Below are 16038 nucleotides of genomic sequence, written 5' to 3' on the forward strand. Positions count from 1 at the left end.
CCCGACGAATGTATTGTCCCGTCCAAGGTGTCTAAAGCCTCGCGCAAAAAAGGGTACGGATTCATTTATTCCCGATCATTTTGGCGGTAAATGAACTAACCCCCTTTGTTGGGCGGCCCAATCGGCCAGCGGCACCGCGAAAGCGGCCGCCGCCGCCAATCCCAACGATCCCAACGGCAGCACCGGCCTGGTCAAGGTCACCGTCAGCATCGGCAGCAGCCACCAGTCCAGCAAAACGTCGTACCAGCAGCAGACGCAGCAGGGCAGCACCGTCACCGCCAGCCGCGACGTGACCATCGTCGCTACCGGCGACGGCACCAAGGACAGCGATGGTTACGCCGCCACCGGCGACATCAAGCTGCAAGGTGCGCAAATCCAGGCCGGCCGCGATGCCACGCTGGCGGCGACCCGCGACATCACCCTCACCGCCGGTCAGGACACCACCAAGAGAGACAGCGCCAACCACAGCGGCAGCGCCAGCATCGGCGTGGGCTTCGCGCTGGGSCAAAGGCAATGGCGACAGCGCCACGAACCACGCCACCACCATCAACGCCGGTGACATGCTCAGCCTGACCAGCGGAAGGGACACCACGCTGGAAGGCGCCCAAGCCTATGGCAACACCATCCTGGCCGATATCGGCCGCAGCCTCAGCCTCACCAGCACGCAGGACACCGACCACTACAAGGAGACCTACCAGAGCGCCAGCGCGGGCCTGAGCCTGTGCATCCCGCCCATCTGCTACGGCGCCAGCAGCGGCGGCGCCAGCTACAGCCAGTCCAACATCAGCAACAACTACCAGAGTGTGACGGATCAGACGGGACTAGCCGCCGGAGATGGTGGCTTCGACATCCATGTGGGCGACACCACCACGCTCACCGGCGCGGCACTCGCCAGTACGGCGGATGCCTCAAAGAACTTGCTGGATACAGGCAGTCTCGTTGTCAACGACCTGCACAACAGCGCGCACAGCAGCGCGAGCCAGGTGCGGTTCTCGTACAGCAGCAGTAGCTCGGCTGCCAGCAATGCGGCCAGCAACGCCATGGGTGCGGCATTGAACATGGCGGTGCCGCAGAATAGCCACGACAGCAGCGACACGGCCAGCAGCATTGCGCAGGGCACGATCGTGGTGCGCGACAACTCCAACCAGGACCTCAGCGGTATCGACCGCAGCGCCACCACGCTCAACGGCAACGGCGTCAGCAACGATTTTGATGTGGACAAGATCAAGGAGAAGCAGGCGTTGGGACAGGCTGCGGGGTATGTGGGGATGCGGGCCGCGGGTGATCTGGCCGACTACATGGCCGACCACGCGACCACGGACGAAGAGCAAAAAGCGTGGCGCGATGGTGGCACCAACAAGATCCTGCTGCATGGCCTGGTCGGCGCAGCGACCGCCGCGTTGGGCGGCGGCGACACCGCACAGGGTGCGCTGGGTGCGGCGGCGAGTGAAGCAGCCAGTGGGGCGATGGCCAACTACCTCGCCGATCACCACATCGACCCCAACAGCGCCGAAGGCAGGACGTTGATGGAGCTGGCCAGTGCGGCTGTGGGTGGTGCCGTGGGTGGTGGTGCGGGTGTGACAACGGCACTCGATGGGGAGAAGTACAACCGGCAGTTGCATCCGGACTATGTGCAACACCTGCAATCACAGGCCGAGGCTTTCGCCGAGCAGCAATGTGGCTGCACTTTGAGCCAGCTGCCGCAGGATCAACAGGACCAGTGGATCGACAACGCCAGACAGACCTTGCTGGTTACTGCGCAGCGGTTGCAAGACGACACGTTTAACGCCAAGTTCGACGGCGCGCCGTTGGACGCGGCGGCTGAGGCGTTCATCCAGAATGACTCGTTCGGCGAATGGATCGGGGGGACGTATTACGACATGTCGTATGCCAACGCCGAACAACGTGCCGACCCGAACATCAATGGATATGCGCTATACCAGCGGCTGAACAGCGACGACAACGGCGGTTTGGGTGCGCTGCTGCCAGCCGCGGGCTACAGCTTGGAGCAGTACTACGTGCTGGACGAAACAACTACAACTCCGGGGAACCACAGTCACAGGCCATGGACGAGGCCATCTATCAAGCGAAACAGCAAAGCGGTAAGGACTTTTTGGCGTTCCAGGGCAAACTCACGCTAAACGGCATGGTGGCGGGATTGACGGGGGGCTTGGGTAATGTCGCCGTCGAGGCAACCGCAGGTACACGGATAGGTAACGTACTGGAATACGCACTCACCACGCGCACGGGTACGGCGGCAACCGGCGCGGTGGTCAACGCGGGAGCGCAGGCGGCAAAGAACGATGGCCACATCAACCTCGTCGAAGTGGGCACCTCAGCAGCCTCCGGCTATCTCGGCTTGGGGCGTGGCTTTTGGTGGAACACCGCTCTGGGCGCTGGCGCGGGGGTGGTGAATACGGAATACGGCAATCTAGCGAATGGTACGGACGACAACGTGTGGCTCGGCGGGGCCACGGGGGGTATGACGACAGGGGCCGGCTATGGTGTGGGCGGCTTGGCGACGAATCGGCTATCGCAAGGACAGCCCGGAGCGCTGGGGCCGGTTATTTGGGGGAACTTCATTAGTAGTGTGGCCAGTGAATTCATCAACTACACGATCGAACAGACAGAAAGCCACAATAACAACGCCAAGAAAGATACGGGAAAAGGTATTAAATGAAAAAGTTTATTGTAGCTTTTCTCCTTGGCTTGATCGCAATGCTACTTATTATTGCGCTCGGCTTTGTGGTGGTAACTTTGAGACTTCTTGTGGAAGGTCATGGGTTTCATGAAATCGTATCAAATTTTTATAGGTCCACCTTTCTGGGTAGGGGGTGGATAATTGCTCTTGTTCCGGGGGCGGCAATCTTTCTTCTATCACTCATTGGTGGTCCAAGGTTTCGCCCGCCGCACTGACTGGCCGAAGTAGGAGTGGTGGTCCCACGAAACGACCGGCAGGCCTATCAAAGGGGACAGACAATCAAGGGGGACGGAGGTAATTAAACCTCGATTTTTGACCTTGGCCGCCCGCGTGGGCGGTAGGCAACAGGCCTTTCCGGCGTCTTCTCCACCATGCGCTGAAACAGGACAAAAAGGGGACGGAGGAAGTTAAATCGTCTTTCGCTTAACTTTCTCCGCCCCATTTTCTCGTCCCCTTTTCTCGAATCATTGTCAAATGATAGGATTTTTTATGAAATGCTATTTACTTATCTCGCTACTTTTCTTGTCAGCCTGTTCTGGGGTGCAATATAAGCAGCCAGCGGCATCGGAGGATTCGTCGGAGCTGTATGTTGATAACGGTGGCGGTAGTCTGGTTATCAATTCGGTTAATGATCAAGGGTGCTATGTAGGCATGACAGGCGTTTCCAAGAGCGTCAGATTGCATGCTGGCAAGACGATTTACCTAACATATGCCTATGGTTCGCCATCGCCGCTGTTCAGGGATTCTTATTGCAGGTCGATAATTTCCTTCATTCCAGAGAGCGGTGAGAAGTATCAGCTGGTAGGGAAGAATGGGAATGCATCGGGGATGGGTGGGCCTCAATGTGAAGTGACCGTCAAGCGAATTGGATCCGCAATGCCAGTCGTGATCAATAGGCTCCACGTGCATCAGACGCGCATTACTTGCATAAAGTTCGACCCATATTGAAGAAGCCGCAAACAGAAGAAGCCGCAAACAAAAGGGGTCAGATCAAAAAAGGGGACGGAGGTAACCAGAAAAGGGGCCGAGTTCATTTATTCGCGATCATTTTGGCGATAAATGAACCTGGCCCCTTTTTGTTTCTTTTGTTGGGCATTGTAATTAGACTAAATATGTTCCAACCATATAAAAAATAAACATTATTGCAATAAAACCTAAGTACTTACCAATACGACTATTTTCCGATTTCAACTTTGTTTTAATTAAATAAATTGGAACTCCAATCATGGGTAGAGCCAATGTGATAATAGACATCCATGGCGGCAATCTAATCCCGCGCTCTTTAGCATCAAAAATTAACCATAATAAAGCTAAAATACTAAATCCTATTACGGCTATATTATCTACGTTTTCCCCTATTTTTTCTTGATATGCTAGCCAAAATAGAACTCCATATATAATTGAGTAGATTAATAATAGGATTATTAGTAATCGAGATATTTTCACACGCTCCCCTTTATACCTAACGCTGGAATTAAGCGCCAGCGCAGCCGCCTGCCGTGAACGAGACGCTAGACGACAGCACGCTGCGCCACCCTTTGCCGATACGATAGCGTTGCTTTGAAAGTCCAACCAAAGGGACGGAGGTAATTAAATCCCAATCTTTAATCTTGTCCGCCTGCGTGGAAGGCAGGCAACGAGCCTTCCCAGCGTCTTCTCCGGCATGCGCCATTTAATTACCTCCGTCCCCTTAAACTTGGCCAAACGTTGGTCCCTATTTACCCGTCTTTGTGCTCGCCGAACCCTCACTGACCGTGATGTCGGAACTGCCACGGCTTTGATAGCCCTCGGTCGCCAGCACCTGGTAATCGGGGGTGCCCAGGGTCAGGCCTTTGCTCGCCAAGAACTTGACGTGGTTGGCGAAGGTGATGGTGCCGGAAATGGCGCCGAAGCCTTTCTTGGGCGTGCGCACGCTGAAATACTGGTAGAAGGTCTGGGTGCCGTCGATGGACGGCTGCTGGACGCGCTGGCAGCGGCGCACGTTGTAGGTGGCGCCATCGCTCTGGAAGCTGCCGTAGTCGGTGCCGCCTTCGCAGTTGGCCGGGTTGTACGAGCCGTAACTTTCGATCACGTAGTACTCGATCAGCGGGTTCCTGGTCCAGCCGTAGAGCGCCAGGTACGAGTTCTGGCTGTCATCCACCCCGAAGGTGCCCGAGTAATGGACGACCCGGTCGGTGCGGCCGGTTTTCCAGCCCTTGCCGCCGACCCAGTTATTGGTGCTTTTCGTCCAGTGGGAGGTGTAGCGGCCACCGGCCTTCAGGCCGAACGAAGCGTCGCCGGAATCCTTCCAGAACGAGTAGTAGAACCCGTCGTGGGTTCCCGTCGCATTCGATGTGAGGGTTTGCGCGCTGGCACCCAGTGCCAGGCCAACCCCGACCAGCCCGGTTAGAACGGCCCTGCCGATGTTGTGCCATTTCATTGTTGGATCTCCGCAATTCATGAAACAGGGGCGGCGTGCACTTTCGCAAGCCGTGTCACCTGAGGTGGTGCAACCAGGAGGTTCGGATGTTGCTCGGCGGCCGCGGCGGCAACCTCTGCCCGGATCGTACTTGATGCACCCGGTGAATGAGCCGATCGCCAGCAGGTACACCGGCAACGACCGTACCAGCTGCAACGATCCGGCGCGGATTACTGACATCGTCGACGCGACCTCAACGAATTGCTACAGCCGGCAAGCCATGCGGGTGCGGAAGACGTGTGCGAGTTCTTTGTGTGAACCAGCGCCTGTTATGCATGCGGGCGGCGCTTTAGAATAGACGTCCAAACGGATTCCATCGGGCCATGCGTGCCCGGCGGGTGATCCGTCATTGTCGTTGGGAAGCGTCAGGGCGCACTGTCCTCACGCCGCCGATTCCCGCGAGCGCCCCCAGGGCAAAGGAGTGGCATGGCATCAGGATGATGGTCCCGGTATTTCCGCACGTATGTACAACTGCCGGACTCCGCGCATGGCGCAGGGGCGGCATCGCTCTTTTCACAAGGATTGATCATGAAGAAACACATTCTGGCCGCCAGCCTGGCCGTGGTATTGGCAAGCGTATCGACGGCTTCGTTGGCTGCTGACACGGGCAACTTCTACGTCGGTGCCGAAGTGGGTCAGGCGCAATATCGGCTGGGCGTCGCCCCTGGCGAACACTTGGACGCGAAGGACACGGCGGCAGCCGTGCGCTTCGGTTACGTGTGGCATTGGGCGGTCGATTTCGGCGTGGAAGGCGGCTACGTGAACCTGGGCAAGCTCACGGATGATTACACCAACAACAATGGCGGCTATTCGTCGAACATGTCGGTCGAGACGTCGGGCCTGTTTGCCGGCGCCGAGGTGAAGTATCACTTTGCCGACGTCTGGTACGTCTCCGCGCGCGCGGGTGCGTTTCAGTCGCACGTCAAGTTGCGCGACCACGACAGTTCGCCCGAGGGCGGCAACTACCGGGCCAGCAGCACGAACGGCAGCTGGTATGCAGGTGCGGGCGTCGGCTACGAGCTGACGCCCGAATTCAGCCTGGGGTTGAGCTACGACAATTACCGCAGCAAGGCGGGTATCGACGAATCCGTGACCTTCAACACGGCGATGTTCGCCCTGTCGGCGGAATACCGCTTCTGATCGCTGCTGATCCGAGCGAGTAGCAAGACGGTAGCGCCGTCGAAGCCGAGGCTTTCAAGTCGACGGCTTCGGCGGCGCTTCGTTTGTTTGTGCGGGTAGAAATAATCCGCCTGGTGGTCGGTGAAGCACCGGGTTGGATCTCCACCATTCATGAATCGGGGACAGCCTGCACGTTCGCAGGTCGTGTCTCCCGAGGAGGTGCAACCATGGAGGTTGTGGTGGTGTCCGTCGGTCGCCCGCACGCATGGCTTCCGCGGCCGCCGCGCGGCGGCGCTCGGGAATGACCTATGCCTGCGGCATCGAAGCCGGCTCCCGCCCGGGTTGCTCGTCATGGATTCGCGTATAGACACCCTCCATGACGAGGACGTACGTCGCGCCGCCGTCGAACGAGCTTTCGAGCCGCATCCCGTAGGTGTCGTCGTCGATGAAGGTGTACGTGTGGCGGCTTTGCCCGCGCGGCGAGGTGCGGATGAAGGCAAGGTCGTGGCCGTCCCACGTTCCCTGCGCCGGTTCCTGCGGGGCGAAGCCGAGGCTGTCGAACCAGAACAGGCTGTAGTCCGCGGCCTCGGCACGGCGGGCGAAGATGGCGTGCGCCTGGAGCCAGGTTTTTCCGTCGCGCTCGGCCTCGTAATCCTGCACGAACGCTTTGCCGTCAAGCGCCTCGCGACAGGCCACCTGCGCCTGCGCCGGGCCGCCGGCACCCCATTGGGATGGCTGGATCGTTTCCTTGCCGCGCCAGTGGCCGACGAGTTTGTGCAGCGGGTTCGAGCTTGTGTCCGGCATGGCTTGTGTCCGTGGCGCGGGTCGAGGCGTTGCGGCGTCACCCGGCCGGGGCGTCCGCCGTGGCGAGCCGGGCGGCCGCGCTCAGCACGGCCAGTACGGAGGCGGTGGTGGCGTCCGGGTGCAGGCCCACGCCGAAACGCGATCCGGCGATGCCGGATCGGGCCATCTCCACGATGGCGAGCGCCGCGTTGCCCGCCTCGGCGCTGGGACCGCGTGCTTCGCAACTGTCGATGCGCAGCGGCATGCCAAGCGCGGCCACCGTGGCGGCGGTGGGGTCGTTGCCCGCCGCCCGGTACGTTTTCAGCACCCCATCGGTGTCGGCCAATTGCAGTTCGATGCACTGGCCTTCGGGCGCGTCGAAGCATTGGTGGGTGCGGTAGATGAAGCCGGGCCGCTGCCGTGATGGCTCCAGGTACGTCTGCTCGAACAGCGCCCAGATCTGCGCGCTGCTGAGCTCGGTCTCGCTGGCGTCGGCCAGGGCCTGCACGATGGCGCTGAATTCGACCTGCATGCGGCGCGGCATGACGATGCCGTGGTCGCGCTGCAGCAGGTAGCTGATGCCCCCTTTGCCCGACTGGCTGTTGACCCGCACGATGCTGTCGTAGGTGCGGCCCAGGTCCTTCGGATCGATGGGCAGATAGGGGACGCGCCAGATGGCATCGTCCTTCTGTGCCGCGAAGCCCTTGGCAATCGCGTCCTGGTGCGAGCCGGAGAACGCGGTGAATACCAGGTCGCCCACGTACGGATGGCGCGGGTGGATCGGCAGGGCGGTACTTTCCTCGGCGATGCGGGCGACGGCGGTGATGTCGGAGAAATCCAGCCCCGGGGAAACACCCTGCGTGTAGAGGTTCAGCGCCAGGGTCACCACGTCCACATTGCCGCTGCGCTCGCCGTTGCCGAACAGGCAGCCTTCCACGCGCTGCGCGCCGGCCATCATGGCCAGTTCGGCGCAGGCGACGCCGGTGCCGCGGTCGTTGTGCGGGTGCACCGAAAGCACGATGTGCTCGCGCCGGTCCAGCCGCCGATGCATCCACTCGACCTGGTCGGCGAAGACGTTGGCCGTGGCCACCTCGACGGTGGTGGGCAGGTTGATGATCATCGGCCGCTTCGGGCCGGCGTCCCACGCCTTGATCGCCGCGTTGCAGACTGCCAGCGAGACATCCAGTTCGGCCATGCTGAAGGTTTCGGGCGAATACTGCAGCACCCACTCGGTCTGCGGCTGCTGCGCCGTGAGCATCTTGAGGTAGCCGATGCGCTGCTCCACCATCTCGACGATCTGCGGCAGGCTCATGCCGAACACGATCTCGCGCCAGGCCGGCGCGATGGCGTTGTACAGATGCACGATGGCACGGCGCGCGCCCTGCACGCTGCGCACGGTGGTTTCAATCAGGTCCTCGCGCAGCTGGGTGATGACCATTGGCGTGACGTCGTCCGGAATCAGGCCGTCATCGATCAGGTGGCGCACGATCTCGAAGTCGGTGGTCGAGGCGGACGGAAAGCCGATCTCGATCTCCTTGAACCCGATGCGCACCAATTCCTGGAACAGGCGCAACTTGCGCTCGCGGTTCATCGGCTCGAACAGCGCCTGGTTGCCGTCACGCAAATCGGTGGAAAGCCAGATCGGCGGCTGGGTCAGCGTACGCGAGGGCCATTGCCGATCCGCCAGGTCGATGGCGGGGAATGGACGATAGCGGGTGCCGGGGTTTGCCAACATGATGAAGCCTCGAACAGGGTAATGACCGATCCGGTGTTTCGACCATACGTCAGCGTCGGGATCAGGGTGAATCGGAAAGGCTGCGCCGGTGAATGTGCCGGGATCGACGGCGGGGTTCAACGCCAGCCGTCGCCATTGAAACATCGGAGCATACATGCCGCGCTGCGCGGAACGGTTTGACCATGGGAATATAGGCTTGTTCGATATGGCCATCCATAAAATAATGGACAACCGCTCTATCGAAATGGACACCGGCCGCCGATGGGATTTGCCTCACCGCAGGATGGCAGCCGGGCGCTGGACCTGAGCGTCCACGAGTCCTCGGGCTTGCCGGTGACGGGCGTTGTCGAAACGTATCCGGCGCATCATGTGGTGCCCTCGCACCATCACGGCCGGGCCCATCTGCTGTATGCGGCCGAGGGCGTCATGCTGGTGCAGGCTTCCACCGGTCAATGGCTGGTGCCTCCCACCGCGGCGGTGTGGTTGCGCCCGCATGTGGAACATCGCCTGGTCATGCACACGCCGGTGCGCGTGTACGGCATTTTCGTGGACGAGGAGGTGGCCGATGGCCTGCCTTTCATGGATGGCGTGCTGCACGTTTCGGCGCTGCTGAAGGCGCTGATTGGTGAGCTGGCGCAGCCGATAGCCGGCCGCTCCGATTCACGGCGCGAGGCGCTGTTGTCGGCGCTGTTCCTGGAAGAACTGGGCGGCCAGCGCCCGCTGTCTTTTCATTTGCCGTGGCCGGTCGACGGCCCGATGCAGCAGGTGTGCGGCAGCCTGGTCAGGGACCCGGCCCACGTCTTCTCCGCCGACGATTGGGCGGCATCGCTGGCCATGAGTTCCAAGACGTTTCACCGCCACTTCCGCAAAGGCACCGGCATGACCTTCGGGCGTTGGCGCCAGCAACTGCGCTTGATGTCGTCGATCACCACGCTTCTCGGTGGCGCGCCCATCACGCAGGTCGCGTTGAGCAGCGGCTATGAAAGCCACAGCGCATATGCCGCGGCGTTCAAGAAACACTTCGGCGTTCCGCCGTCGAAATTTCTCTCGACGGTTTACCGTCCGTAGCCTCGCCAAACCCACTCCAGCGCCTCAGGTAGCGTCTGTTCGCGCACCTTGCGGTCGCAATGGCCTGAATTGCGCGCAAACACATATTGATACTGGTAGCCCTTGTCTTTCAGCACGGTGGCCATGCGGTGGTTGGCGCTGACCCAGTCATGCATGCCGTCGCGCATGATGTTGGGATTGAACAGGTCGCGATCGCCAACATCCATCCACAGCCGGATGGGCTTGGTGGCGCTCGTCGCGATCAGGCCGTCTTTGCCGTGATAGCCCCATGCGCCATCGGGCGTTTGCGGGTTGAACGGCCACTGCTGGTTCACGAACGTGCCCGAGTAACTGATGACGCGGTGGTACCACTGCGGGTGATACCAGGCCATGGTGAAGGCGGCCGCGGCGCCGGAGCTGCAGCCCATCGTGGCGCGGCCGTCCGCATCGTCCGTCAAGGTGACGCCGTAGCGTTTCTCGACCTGCGGCAACACTTCCGCCTGGATGAACTCGGCGAACTTGCCGGACAAGGTGTCGTACTCGAGGCCGCGTTCGCTGCCCTGCGCGTCGCCGCCGCCGTTCTGGATCATCACGGCGATCATCACCGGCACGCGCTTGTCGGCGATGAGGTTGTCGAGAACGTGGGGCAGCATCATGTCGGGTGCGCCGAACGCCGGCCCGTCGTGCGTGACGATGAAGGGCGCCGCGGTGCCGCGCCGGTACTGCTGCGGAATGTAGACGGTGATGGTGCGCTGGTACGGCGCGGCATGGGTGGCCACGATCAGGGTCTTCGGGTTCGCGGGATCGACGGTGCCGAACACGTCGCGACCGATGCCCGGGTAGAACCTGCTGTCCTTCGAATCCATGACGAACTGCTGCACCGTTCCCTGCGGCACACCCTGGCGCACGGCAAGTTCGGGTGCCGGCACGTAGTCGGGGCCGATCACGAAGTTGCCGTTCGCATCCACCGGCGCATTGGCCCCGCGGCCGTCGATCACCGTGAAAGGCGGTGCGTCGGGCGCGTCGTACAGGCGGGTTGGCGGCGGCGCAGGCGCGGCATCGACGGCATTCGCGGCAAGGGGACAGAGCATGGCGAACAGGGCGCCGACGGCGGTGGCACGGACGAAGCTTGGCGTTCTCATGGATTCCTCAGCGCTACGTGGCGGCGGAAACGGGGATCATTCGGGGGCTTTCGGCCGATGGGCGTTGCCACTCAGCCTTGTTCCATATAGCCCAGGCCAGCCATCCAGCGGGCCAGAAGCTCGGGCCAGATGCTCAGCAGCGGTTCGTGCTGGCCCAGGCCGCTGCCGTGCTTGCCAGTGCGGAACACGTGCAGTTCGGCCGGCACATGTTGCCGATGCAGCGCGAGGTAGTACGCGATGCTGTTTTCCGGCGGCACCAGGGTGTCGGCGTCGGTGACGTAGATGAAAGCCGGCGGCGTATCGGTGGTGACCTGCGTCTCGTTGGACAGCTCGCGCACCAGCGCCGGTGACGGGTGCAGGCCGATCAGGTGCTCGCGCGAGTCCAGGTGGGTAAAGGCCTCGTCCATGGTGATGACGGGATAGGCCAGTATCGTGAAATCCGGTCGCGCCGACGCCTGCCCCACGGCGTCGTGCAACAGCGCTGTTGTCGGGTCGTAATGGGTGGAGACAGTGGCGGCCACATGCCCGCCGGCGGAGAAGCCCATGATGCCGATGTGCTGCGGGTCCAGCTGATAGGTTTTCGCGTGCGCGCGCACCCAGCGCACCGCGCGGCGGCCGTCGTCGATCGGCTGCGGGTAATGGTGTCCGTCGCCATGGCGGTACTGCAGCACGAACGCCGCCACGTGGTGCTGGTTGAACCACTGCGCGACGAGCACGCCCTCCCAATCCAGCGCCATCGCGTGATACGCGCCGCCCGGGCAGATCACCACTGCGGTTTTCGTGGGATTGGAGGCGGGGATATAGGCCGTCAGTGCTGGCAGTTGTCCCTGCCTTGCGCCGTCGGGCAGCGCGACGCTGGGCCACAGCGGCACCGCGGTACCGGTCGCGTGGGCGGCGGTGGCCATCGAGAGCAGCGCAAGCAAAGCCAGGGAAAGCGATGGAAGGCGCATCCGCGTTGTCTCCTGAAGGCCGGAAAAAAGCATAGCAGTGGCGGCCTGGCGGTCGGTTCGCGATCAAATGAAGGCGAAAAAAAGGGAGGGCGATCAGTCCGTGGACTGACCATCCTCCCCGCGGGAAACGGTTATGCCGGAGCGGCCAAGCTCGTCTACCGTGCCGGCTGGTTGCCCTCGACCAGGGTGTCGGCGGCGTTGGCCAGGTAGATGTAGTACGCGCCCAGGTCGGTGACGTATTCGTTCTCGCCCCAGAAGAAGGGCCAGTTTTCCTTGTTCTCCGGGAAGTCGGGTTTCACGATCAGCACGCCCGGCACCACGCCGCCGGCGATGAAGCTGAAGTCGGCGCGGTTATGGCCGTAGGCCACTTCCTTCGATCGCGCGCCGACGGCCGAAACGAACGACAGGTTCGAGCCGGGGTGGGTGCCGTAGAGGTAATCCAGCCCGCGGAACACGCCCTTGTCGTCGACGATGTCCGGGAACGCCTTGTGCAGCACGTAATCGGTGATGGCCAGGCGCACGACGGCGCCATTGCCGGCCCAGCCGCCGTCCGTGATCGGCACGCCGTACGGGTTGGCCTGGCTGATCGACGCCCGCTGCTTCGCATACGCGCGGACGGCCGTTTCGAGCTGGCCGCGGTAAGCGGCCGGCATGTGCGGCAGCGCGCGAACGGCTTCGGTGGCGGTGAAGATGAAATGCTCGGCGATCCACGGCCACAGGGCGGTGATCCGGGTGGCGTATTGCTGGTCGCCGGTGGCGATCAGCAGTTCGACCGCGGCGTTGAATTCCTCCGCCTGCAACGGGCCGCCGGTGGTGTTGCCGTGGCGGTAGAGATCCGGTGCATGCGATTGTTCCTGCGCCCACACCTTCTGCGCGATGGCCAGCGATTTCTTCGCCAGCGCCGGGTCCATGTCGTGCAGGGCGCGCGAGGCGGCGGCCAGTGCCCCGATCGAGCCGTAGTTGAGCGCACTCGATTTGCTGGTGAACGCCCAGCGGTCATCCGGCGTGCCGCTGCGACCGTCCTTGACCTCGCCTTCCTTCAGCGACGGGTCGTAGACCAGGCCATCCGTCTTGGTCACCGCATCGCCCAGGTGGCGGTACTGGACCAGGTCCGGCGCGATGATGCCGTGGATGGCATGGCCGACAGCGTCGAACTGGGCGACCAGTTGCACGGTGCCGTGCTTGATCTGCTGCAGGATGTCAGGCACGCCATCGGGGCGGTGCATGTCGACGCGGCGGGCGGTCCAGTTGACGCTGGTGGTGTCGCGTTCGGGGTGGAAATCCTCCCAGGTGTGCACCAGCGTGCGCACGATCGCGTACTGCGTCTGCGTGCGGATGTCGTAATCGCCCGCATCCAGCCAGCCGCCCACGTTCAGGCCGGGAATGTGCTGGCCGGGCTTGAACGCGGTGTCGGTCGTGGGGCCCTGGGCGTAGAGGTCGAAATGCTCGTGGTTGACCGGTGCCTGCCGTGCGTCGTCGCGGTGCGGGTCGCCATGCCATACGCGATAGGCCTCATTCACCCGCATGTGGTCCATCTGCTGCGGCAGATAGACGTCCAGCGTGGGATGCCAGGCCGCCGAGAAAACGTCCTTGGCGATGGGGAACGGCGCGGTGCGCTGGCCGTCGTAGTCGATGACGTAAAGGCCGGGCTGGGTCACGCTGCTGAAATCGAAGCGGGCGTAGCCGTAGCGCAGGTAATCGCCCCAGGGCTTGGGTGCGGCGCTGAACACGGCCGTTTCCTTGCCATCGGGCGTGACGCGCAGCAACCGCGCCTCGCCACTCATCGGCGCCTTCGGGTCGTGCTCCAGCACGGCGACCTTCGGCTGGGCGGGCGCGTAGCCCACCTGCGAGTGGCCGATCACGGTGGGGCGTATCCAGTTCGGGTCGGTGCTGCCGGACAGTGTCCACTGCAGCACCGTGCCGGTCTTGCCGGCGGGAATCATCTGGCGCAACACGAACCAGCCGTTCTGCGCCTGGTTGCGTCCGTCGTAGAAACTCATCGTGCCGTTCGCGGCACTGACCGTCACCCGCTGCTGCGGGTCGGTCGGCGCCAGCACGAAGCGCTGGCCGCTGGCCATGGGCAATGGCTCGGCGCGCTGGCCCTCGGTCGGCTGCGTCATGGCGCTGGCGGGGTAGAGCGGGAACGGGTGCGCCACGCCGTCGGCGAAATAGCTGTGGTGGAAATACGTGGCGGGCAGGAACTCCAGGTTGAACCCGGCCTTGCCGTCCAGCGCCGCCGGCAAAGGCTTGTCCAGGATCACGCTGATGACGACCTTGTCGCCGTCCTGGCGCGCGTGGATGCGGTAGTCGAAGTGGTAATCCGGATAAGACAGGTGGGTGTCGATCGTGCCCTTGGCCTGATCCACCTTGCGGCTCACCAGTTTGCCGATCGGGTCCCACTGGTCGGGCGTGGCCGACAACCGGATGTCGCCGTTGGTGGCCGTGCGCTGATCGTGGTGGATGATCTCCACGCCGCTCATCTTGGCATCGCTGAACAGGCCGTCGTACCAGTTGCTGTACACCAGTACGTCGAAACCGCGGGACGCGAAGTAACCCTTGTCGTTCAAGCTCAGGGTTTGGCCGTCTGTTTCGGCAGACGTTGCCATTGCGGGAAGTGCGGCGACGGCGGTCAAGGCGCTGGCCGTCAGCAGGAGCAACCGCGCGCGATGGATCAGGTTGAATCGATGGATGGGCATACGGTTCCCCCAAAATGTTAGCGGTAACCGTAGCAGTGTCAGGGGCGGTTCGGAAGGGCCGAAGTGCCGGGGGGATGGCATGGTGCGGCGCACCGTGCGGCGCGTCGCACCGCACAACGATTGTTGCATTGCGTCGACGATCAGCCGGCGGTGTCGACATCCTTTTTTCCGGACCGAAACGGAAACATCTGCTGCTTCACGAAGCCTTCGGGCATGTAATCGCCAACCACGCCATAGCGTTCGGGAAACTTGTTCTTCGACTTCACCGCGGTGCCGAACAGGTAGTCGAGAAACGCGTAGTGCGCGGCGTAGTTCCTGTCGATCGCCTCGTCGTCGGAGGCATGGTGCCAGTGGTGGAAATCCGGCGTTACCAGCAGGTACTTCAACGGCCCCCACGGCAGGTGCACGTTGGCGTGGTTGAACACCGCCTGGAAACCCACGATCAGGATGTAGCCGTTCATCGCCGCCTCGGAAAAACCCAGGATGTACAGCGGCGCCAGCACGCAGACGCGGGTGAAGATCAGCTCCAGCATGTGCTGGCGTGAGCCGGCCAGCCAGTCCATCGTCTTCACGCTGTGGTGCACGGCGTGGAAGCGCCACAGGAACGGCACCTCGTGGTACGCGCGGTGCGTCCAGTACTGCGCCAGGTCGGCCACCAGTACGCACAGCAGCAACTGCGGCAGGAACGGAATGTGCTGCACGGTCTGTTGGAAATCGCTGCTGACCAGCCAACCGAACATGTGGTGCAGCAGGAAGTTCACCGTCAGCAGCGCCAGCCCCACGATGAAATGATTCACCGCGAAATGCTTCAGGTCGGTCTGCCATTCCTTGCGGAAAATCGCCTGGCCCTTGTACAGCGGAAACAGCTTCTCGATCACCACGAAGATCAGTGTGGAGCCGAGCAGGTCCAGGATGAACCAGTCCAGCCCGATGTACGGTGTGTGGTCGGGAAATTCGCCCACCGGCACCCGCGAACCGCCCAGCGCCACCGCCGCGATCACCAGCACGAACGCCATGATGTTGAGATTGCGCTGGCGGCCCAGGATCACATTGCCCAGCGACATGCCGCCGGCCACCAGCAGGCCCACCAGCAACACCTGGCGCAAGACGTCGACCGAGTATTTGTGGCGCAGGTCCGGCGTGGTCAGGTATTGCGGAAAGTGGAAGGCCGCCACCGCCAGCAGGCACAGGAAGCCCAGCGACAGCGCGATCACGCCGCTGATCTTGCCCAGCCCCGGCTTCAGCTCGCCGTCGCGGTGCAGCAGTTCGCGCGTCTCCGCCACGGGTTGCACGACGCGCTCCAACGCGTCACGGGCGGTATCGCGCCTGGAATGTCTGCTCATGGTGATCCTTCACTGAAAGCGCCGGCTGGCGTCGGCGCATGGTAATCGAAGCGCTGCCTGCACG

General features: G+C 62.4%; 12 protein-coding genes and 1 pseudogene. 5 read left to right on the forward strand and 8 right to left on the reverse strand.

Features of this window, described 5'->3' with window-relative positions:
• Nucleotides 1-75: 75 nt before the first annotated feature.
• The gene (locus tag ASD22_RS12265; protein WP_056083603.1) at nucleotides 76-297 is read right to left on the reverse strand and encodes a hypothetical protein; all 222 of its coding nucleotides are present in this window, start codon (nucleotides 295-297) and stop codon (nucleotides 76-78) included.
• Between ASD22_RS12265 and ASD22_RS12275 the strand changes: the two are divergent.
• From ASD22_RS12275 to ASD22_RS16765, 3 genes and pseudogenes are all read left to right on the forward strand, one after another.
• Nucleotides 209-2141 (forward strand): annotated as a pseudogene (locus tag ASD22_RS12275) (hemagglutinin repeat-containing protein). The gene ASD22_RS12265 and the pseudogene ASD22_RS12275 sit on opposite strands and share 89 nt — an antisense overlap.
• Nucleotides 2066-2680 carry a hypothetical protein gene (locus ASD22_RS12280; protein ID WP_156459004.1) on the forward strand — a complete coding sequence of 205 codons (615 nt, stop codon included), beginning with the start codon at nucleotides 2066-2068 and terminating at the stop codon, nucleotides 2678-2680. Before ASD22_RS12275 ends, ASD22_RS12280 begins: the two are co-directional and overlap by 76 nt.
• A complete protein-coding gene (locus ASD22_RS16765; RefSeq protein WP_156459005.1) occupies nucleotides 2677-2916 on the forward strand; it encodes a hypothetical protein in 240 nt (79 codons plus the stop codon). Before ASD22_RS12280 ends, ASD22_RS16765 begins: the two co-directional genes overlap by 4 nt.
• A 1499-nt stretch (nucleotides 2917-4415) precedes the next feature.
• Here ASD22_RS16765 and ASD22_RS12285 read toward each other — a convergent pair.
• A complete protein-coding gene (locus tag ASD22_RS12285) occupies nucleotides 4416-5120 on the reverse strand; it encodes a glycoside hydrolase family 11 protein (protein WP_056083616.1) in 705 nt (234 codons plus the stop codon).
• Nucleotides 5121-5687: 567 nt separating this feature from the next.
• Here ASD22_RS12285 and ASD22_RS12290 point away from each other — a divergent pair.
• On the forward strand, nucleotides 5688-6299 hold the full coding sequence (locus ASD22_RS12290; RefSeq protein WP_156459006.1) for an outer membrane beta-barrel protein: 612 nt from the start codon (nucleotides 5688-5690) through the stop codon (nucleotides 6297-6299).
• A 285-nt stretch (nucleotides 6300-6584) separates the two neighbouring features.
• On the opposite strand, the gene ASD22_RS12295 is transcribed toward ASD22_RS12290, so the two are convergent.
• Nucleotides 6585-7082 (reverse strand): DUF1579 family protein, encoded by a 498-nt coding sequence (locus ASD22_RS12295; RefSeq protein WP_056083621.1) that lies wholly within the window; start codon nucleotides 7080-7082, stop codon nucleotides 6585-6587.
• Between the two features lie 37 nt (nucleotides 7083-7119).
• Nucleotides 7120-8796 (reverse strand): 2-isopropylmalate synthase, encoded by a 1677-nt coding sequence (locus ASD22_RS12300; RefSeq protein ID WP_056083624.1) that lies wholly within the window; start codon nucleotides 8794-8796, stop codon nucleotides 7120-7122.
• 261 nt (nucleotides 8797-9057) lie between these two features.
• Here ASD22_RS12300 and ASD22_RS12305 point away from each other — a divergent pair, with 261 nt between their 5' ends.
• Nucleotides 9058-9864 (forward strand): helix-turn-helix transcriptional regulator, encoded by an 807-nt coding sequence (locus ASD22_RS12305; RefSeq protein WP_056083627.1) that lies wholly within the window; start codon nucleotides 9058-9060, stop codon nucleotides 9862-9864.
• On the opposite strand, the gene ASD22_RS12310 is transcribed toward ASD22_RS12305, so the two are convergent.
• The 4 genes from ASD22_RS12310 to ASD22_RS12325 form a co-directional block, all read right to left on the reverse strand.
• A complete protein-coding gene (locus tag ASD22_RS12310; RefSeq protein WP_200946358.1) occupies nucleotides 9852-10985 on the reverse strand; it encodes an alpha/beta hydrolase-fold protein in 1134 nt (377 codons plus the stop codon). The genes ASD22_RS12305 and ASD22_RS12310 overlap by 13 nt on opposite strands.
• 71 nt (nucleotides 10986-11056) lie before the next feature.
• Nucleotides 11057-11935 carry an alpha/beta hydrolase gene (locus ASD22_RS12315; RefSeq protein ID WP_056083630.1) on the reverse strand — a complete coding sequence of 293 codons (879 nt, stop codon included), beginning with the start codon at nucleotides 11933-11935 and terminating at the stop codon, nucleotides 11057-11059.
• 155 nt (nucleotides 11936-12090) lie between these two features.
• Nucleotides 12091-14631, reverse strand: coding sequence for a glycoside hydrolase family 9 protein (locus ASD22_RS12320; RefSeq protein ID WP_056083633.1), 2541 nt, complete (start codon nucleotides 14629-14631; stop codon nucleotides 12091-12093).
• A gap of 140 nt (nucleotides 14632-14771) precedes the next feature.
• Entirely contained in the window at nucleotides 14772-15974 is a 1203-nt protein-coding gene (locus tag ASD22_RS12325) for a sterol desaturase family protein (RefSeq protein ID WP_056083636.1), read from the reverse strand.
• Between the last annotated feature and the right edge of the window lie 64 nt (nucleotides 15975-16038).

The organism is Rhodanobacter sp. Root480, assembly GCF_001426645.1.
Classification (GTDB): Bacteria; Pseudomonadota; Gammaproteobacteria; order Xanthomonadales; family Rhodanobacteraceae; genus Rhodanobacter; species Rhodanobacter ginsenosidimutans.

What these genes read in the sequence shown, in the direction of transcription:
- ASD22_RS12265 (WP_056083603.1), bottom strand. Translation starts at nt 297, where the DNA reads ATGGTCACGTCGCGGCTGGCGGTGACGGTGCTGCCCTGCTGCGTCTGC.
- ASD22_RS12280 (WP_156459004.1), top strand. Translation starts at nt 2,066, where the DNA reads ATGGACGAGGCCATCTATCAAGCGAAACAGCAAAGCGGTAAGGACTTT.
- ASD22_RS16765 (WP_156459005.1), top strand. Translation starts at nt 2,677, where the DNA reads ATGAAAAAGTTTATTGTAGCTTTTCTCCTTGGCTTGATCGCAATGCTA.
- ASD22_RS12285 (WP_056083616.1), bottom strand. Translation starts at nt 5,120, where the DNA reads ATGAAATGGCACAACATCGGCAGGGCCGTTCTAACCGGGCTGGTCGGG.
- ASD22_RS12290 (WP_156459006.1), top strand. Translation starts at nt 5,688, where the DNA reads ATGAAGAAACACATTCTGGCCGCCAGCCTGGCCGTGGTATTGGCAAGC.
- ASD22_RS12295 (WP_056083621.1), bottom strand. Translation starts at nt 7,082, where the DNA reads ATGCCGGACACAAGCTCGAACCCGCTGCACAAACTCGTCGGCCACTGG.
- ASD22_RS12300 (WP_056083624.1), bottom strand. Translation starts at nt 8,796, where the DNA reads ATGTTGGCAAACCCCGGCACCCGCTATCGTCCATTCCCCGCCATCGAC.
- ASD22_RS12305 (WP_056083627.1), top strand. Translation starts at nt 9,058, where the DNA reads ATGGGATTTGCCTCACCGCAGGATGGCAGCCGGGCGCTGGACCTGAGC.
- ASD22_RS12310 (WP_200946358.1), bottom strand. Translation starts at nt 10,985, where the DNA reads ATGAGAACGCCAAGCTTCGTCCGTGCCACCGCCGTCGGCGCCCTGTTC.
- ASD22_RS12315 (WP_056083630.1), bottom strand. Translation starts at nt 11,935, where the DNA reads ATGCGCCTTCCATCGCTTTCCCTGGCTTTGCTTGCGCTGCTCTCGATG.
- ASD22_RS12320 (WP_056083633.1), bottom strand. Translation starts at nt 14,631, where the DNA reads ATGCCCATCCATCGATTCAACCTGATCCATCGCGCGCGGTTGCTCCTG.
- ASD22_RS12325 (WP_056083636.1), bottom strand. Translation starts at nt 15,974, where the DNA reads ATGAGCAGACATTCCAGGCGCGATACCGCCCGTGACGCGTTGGAGCGC.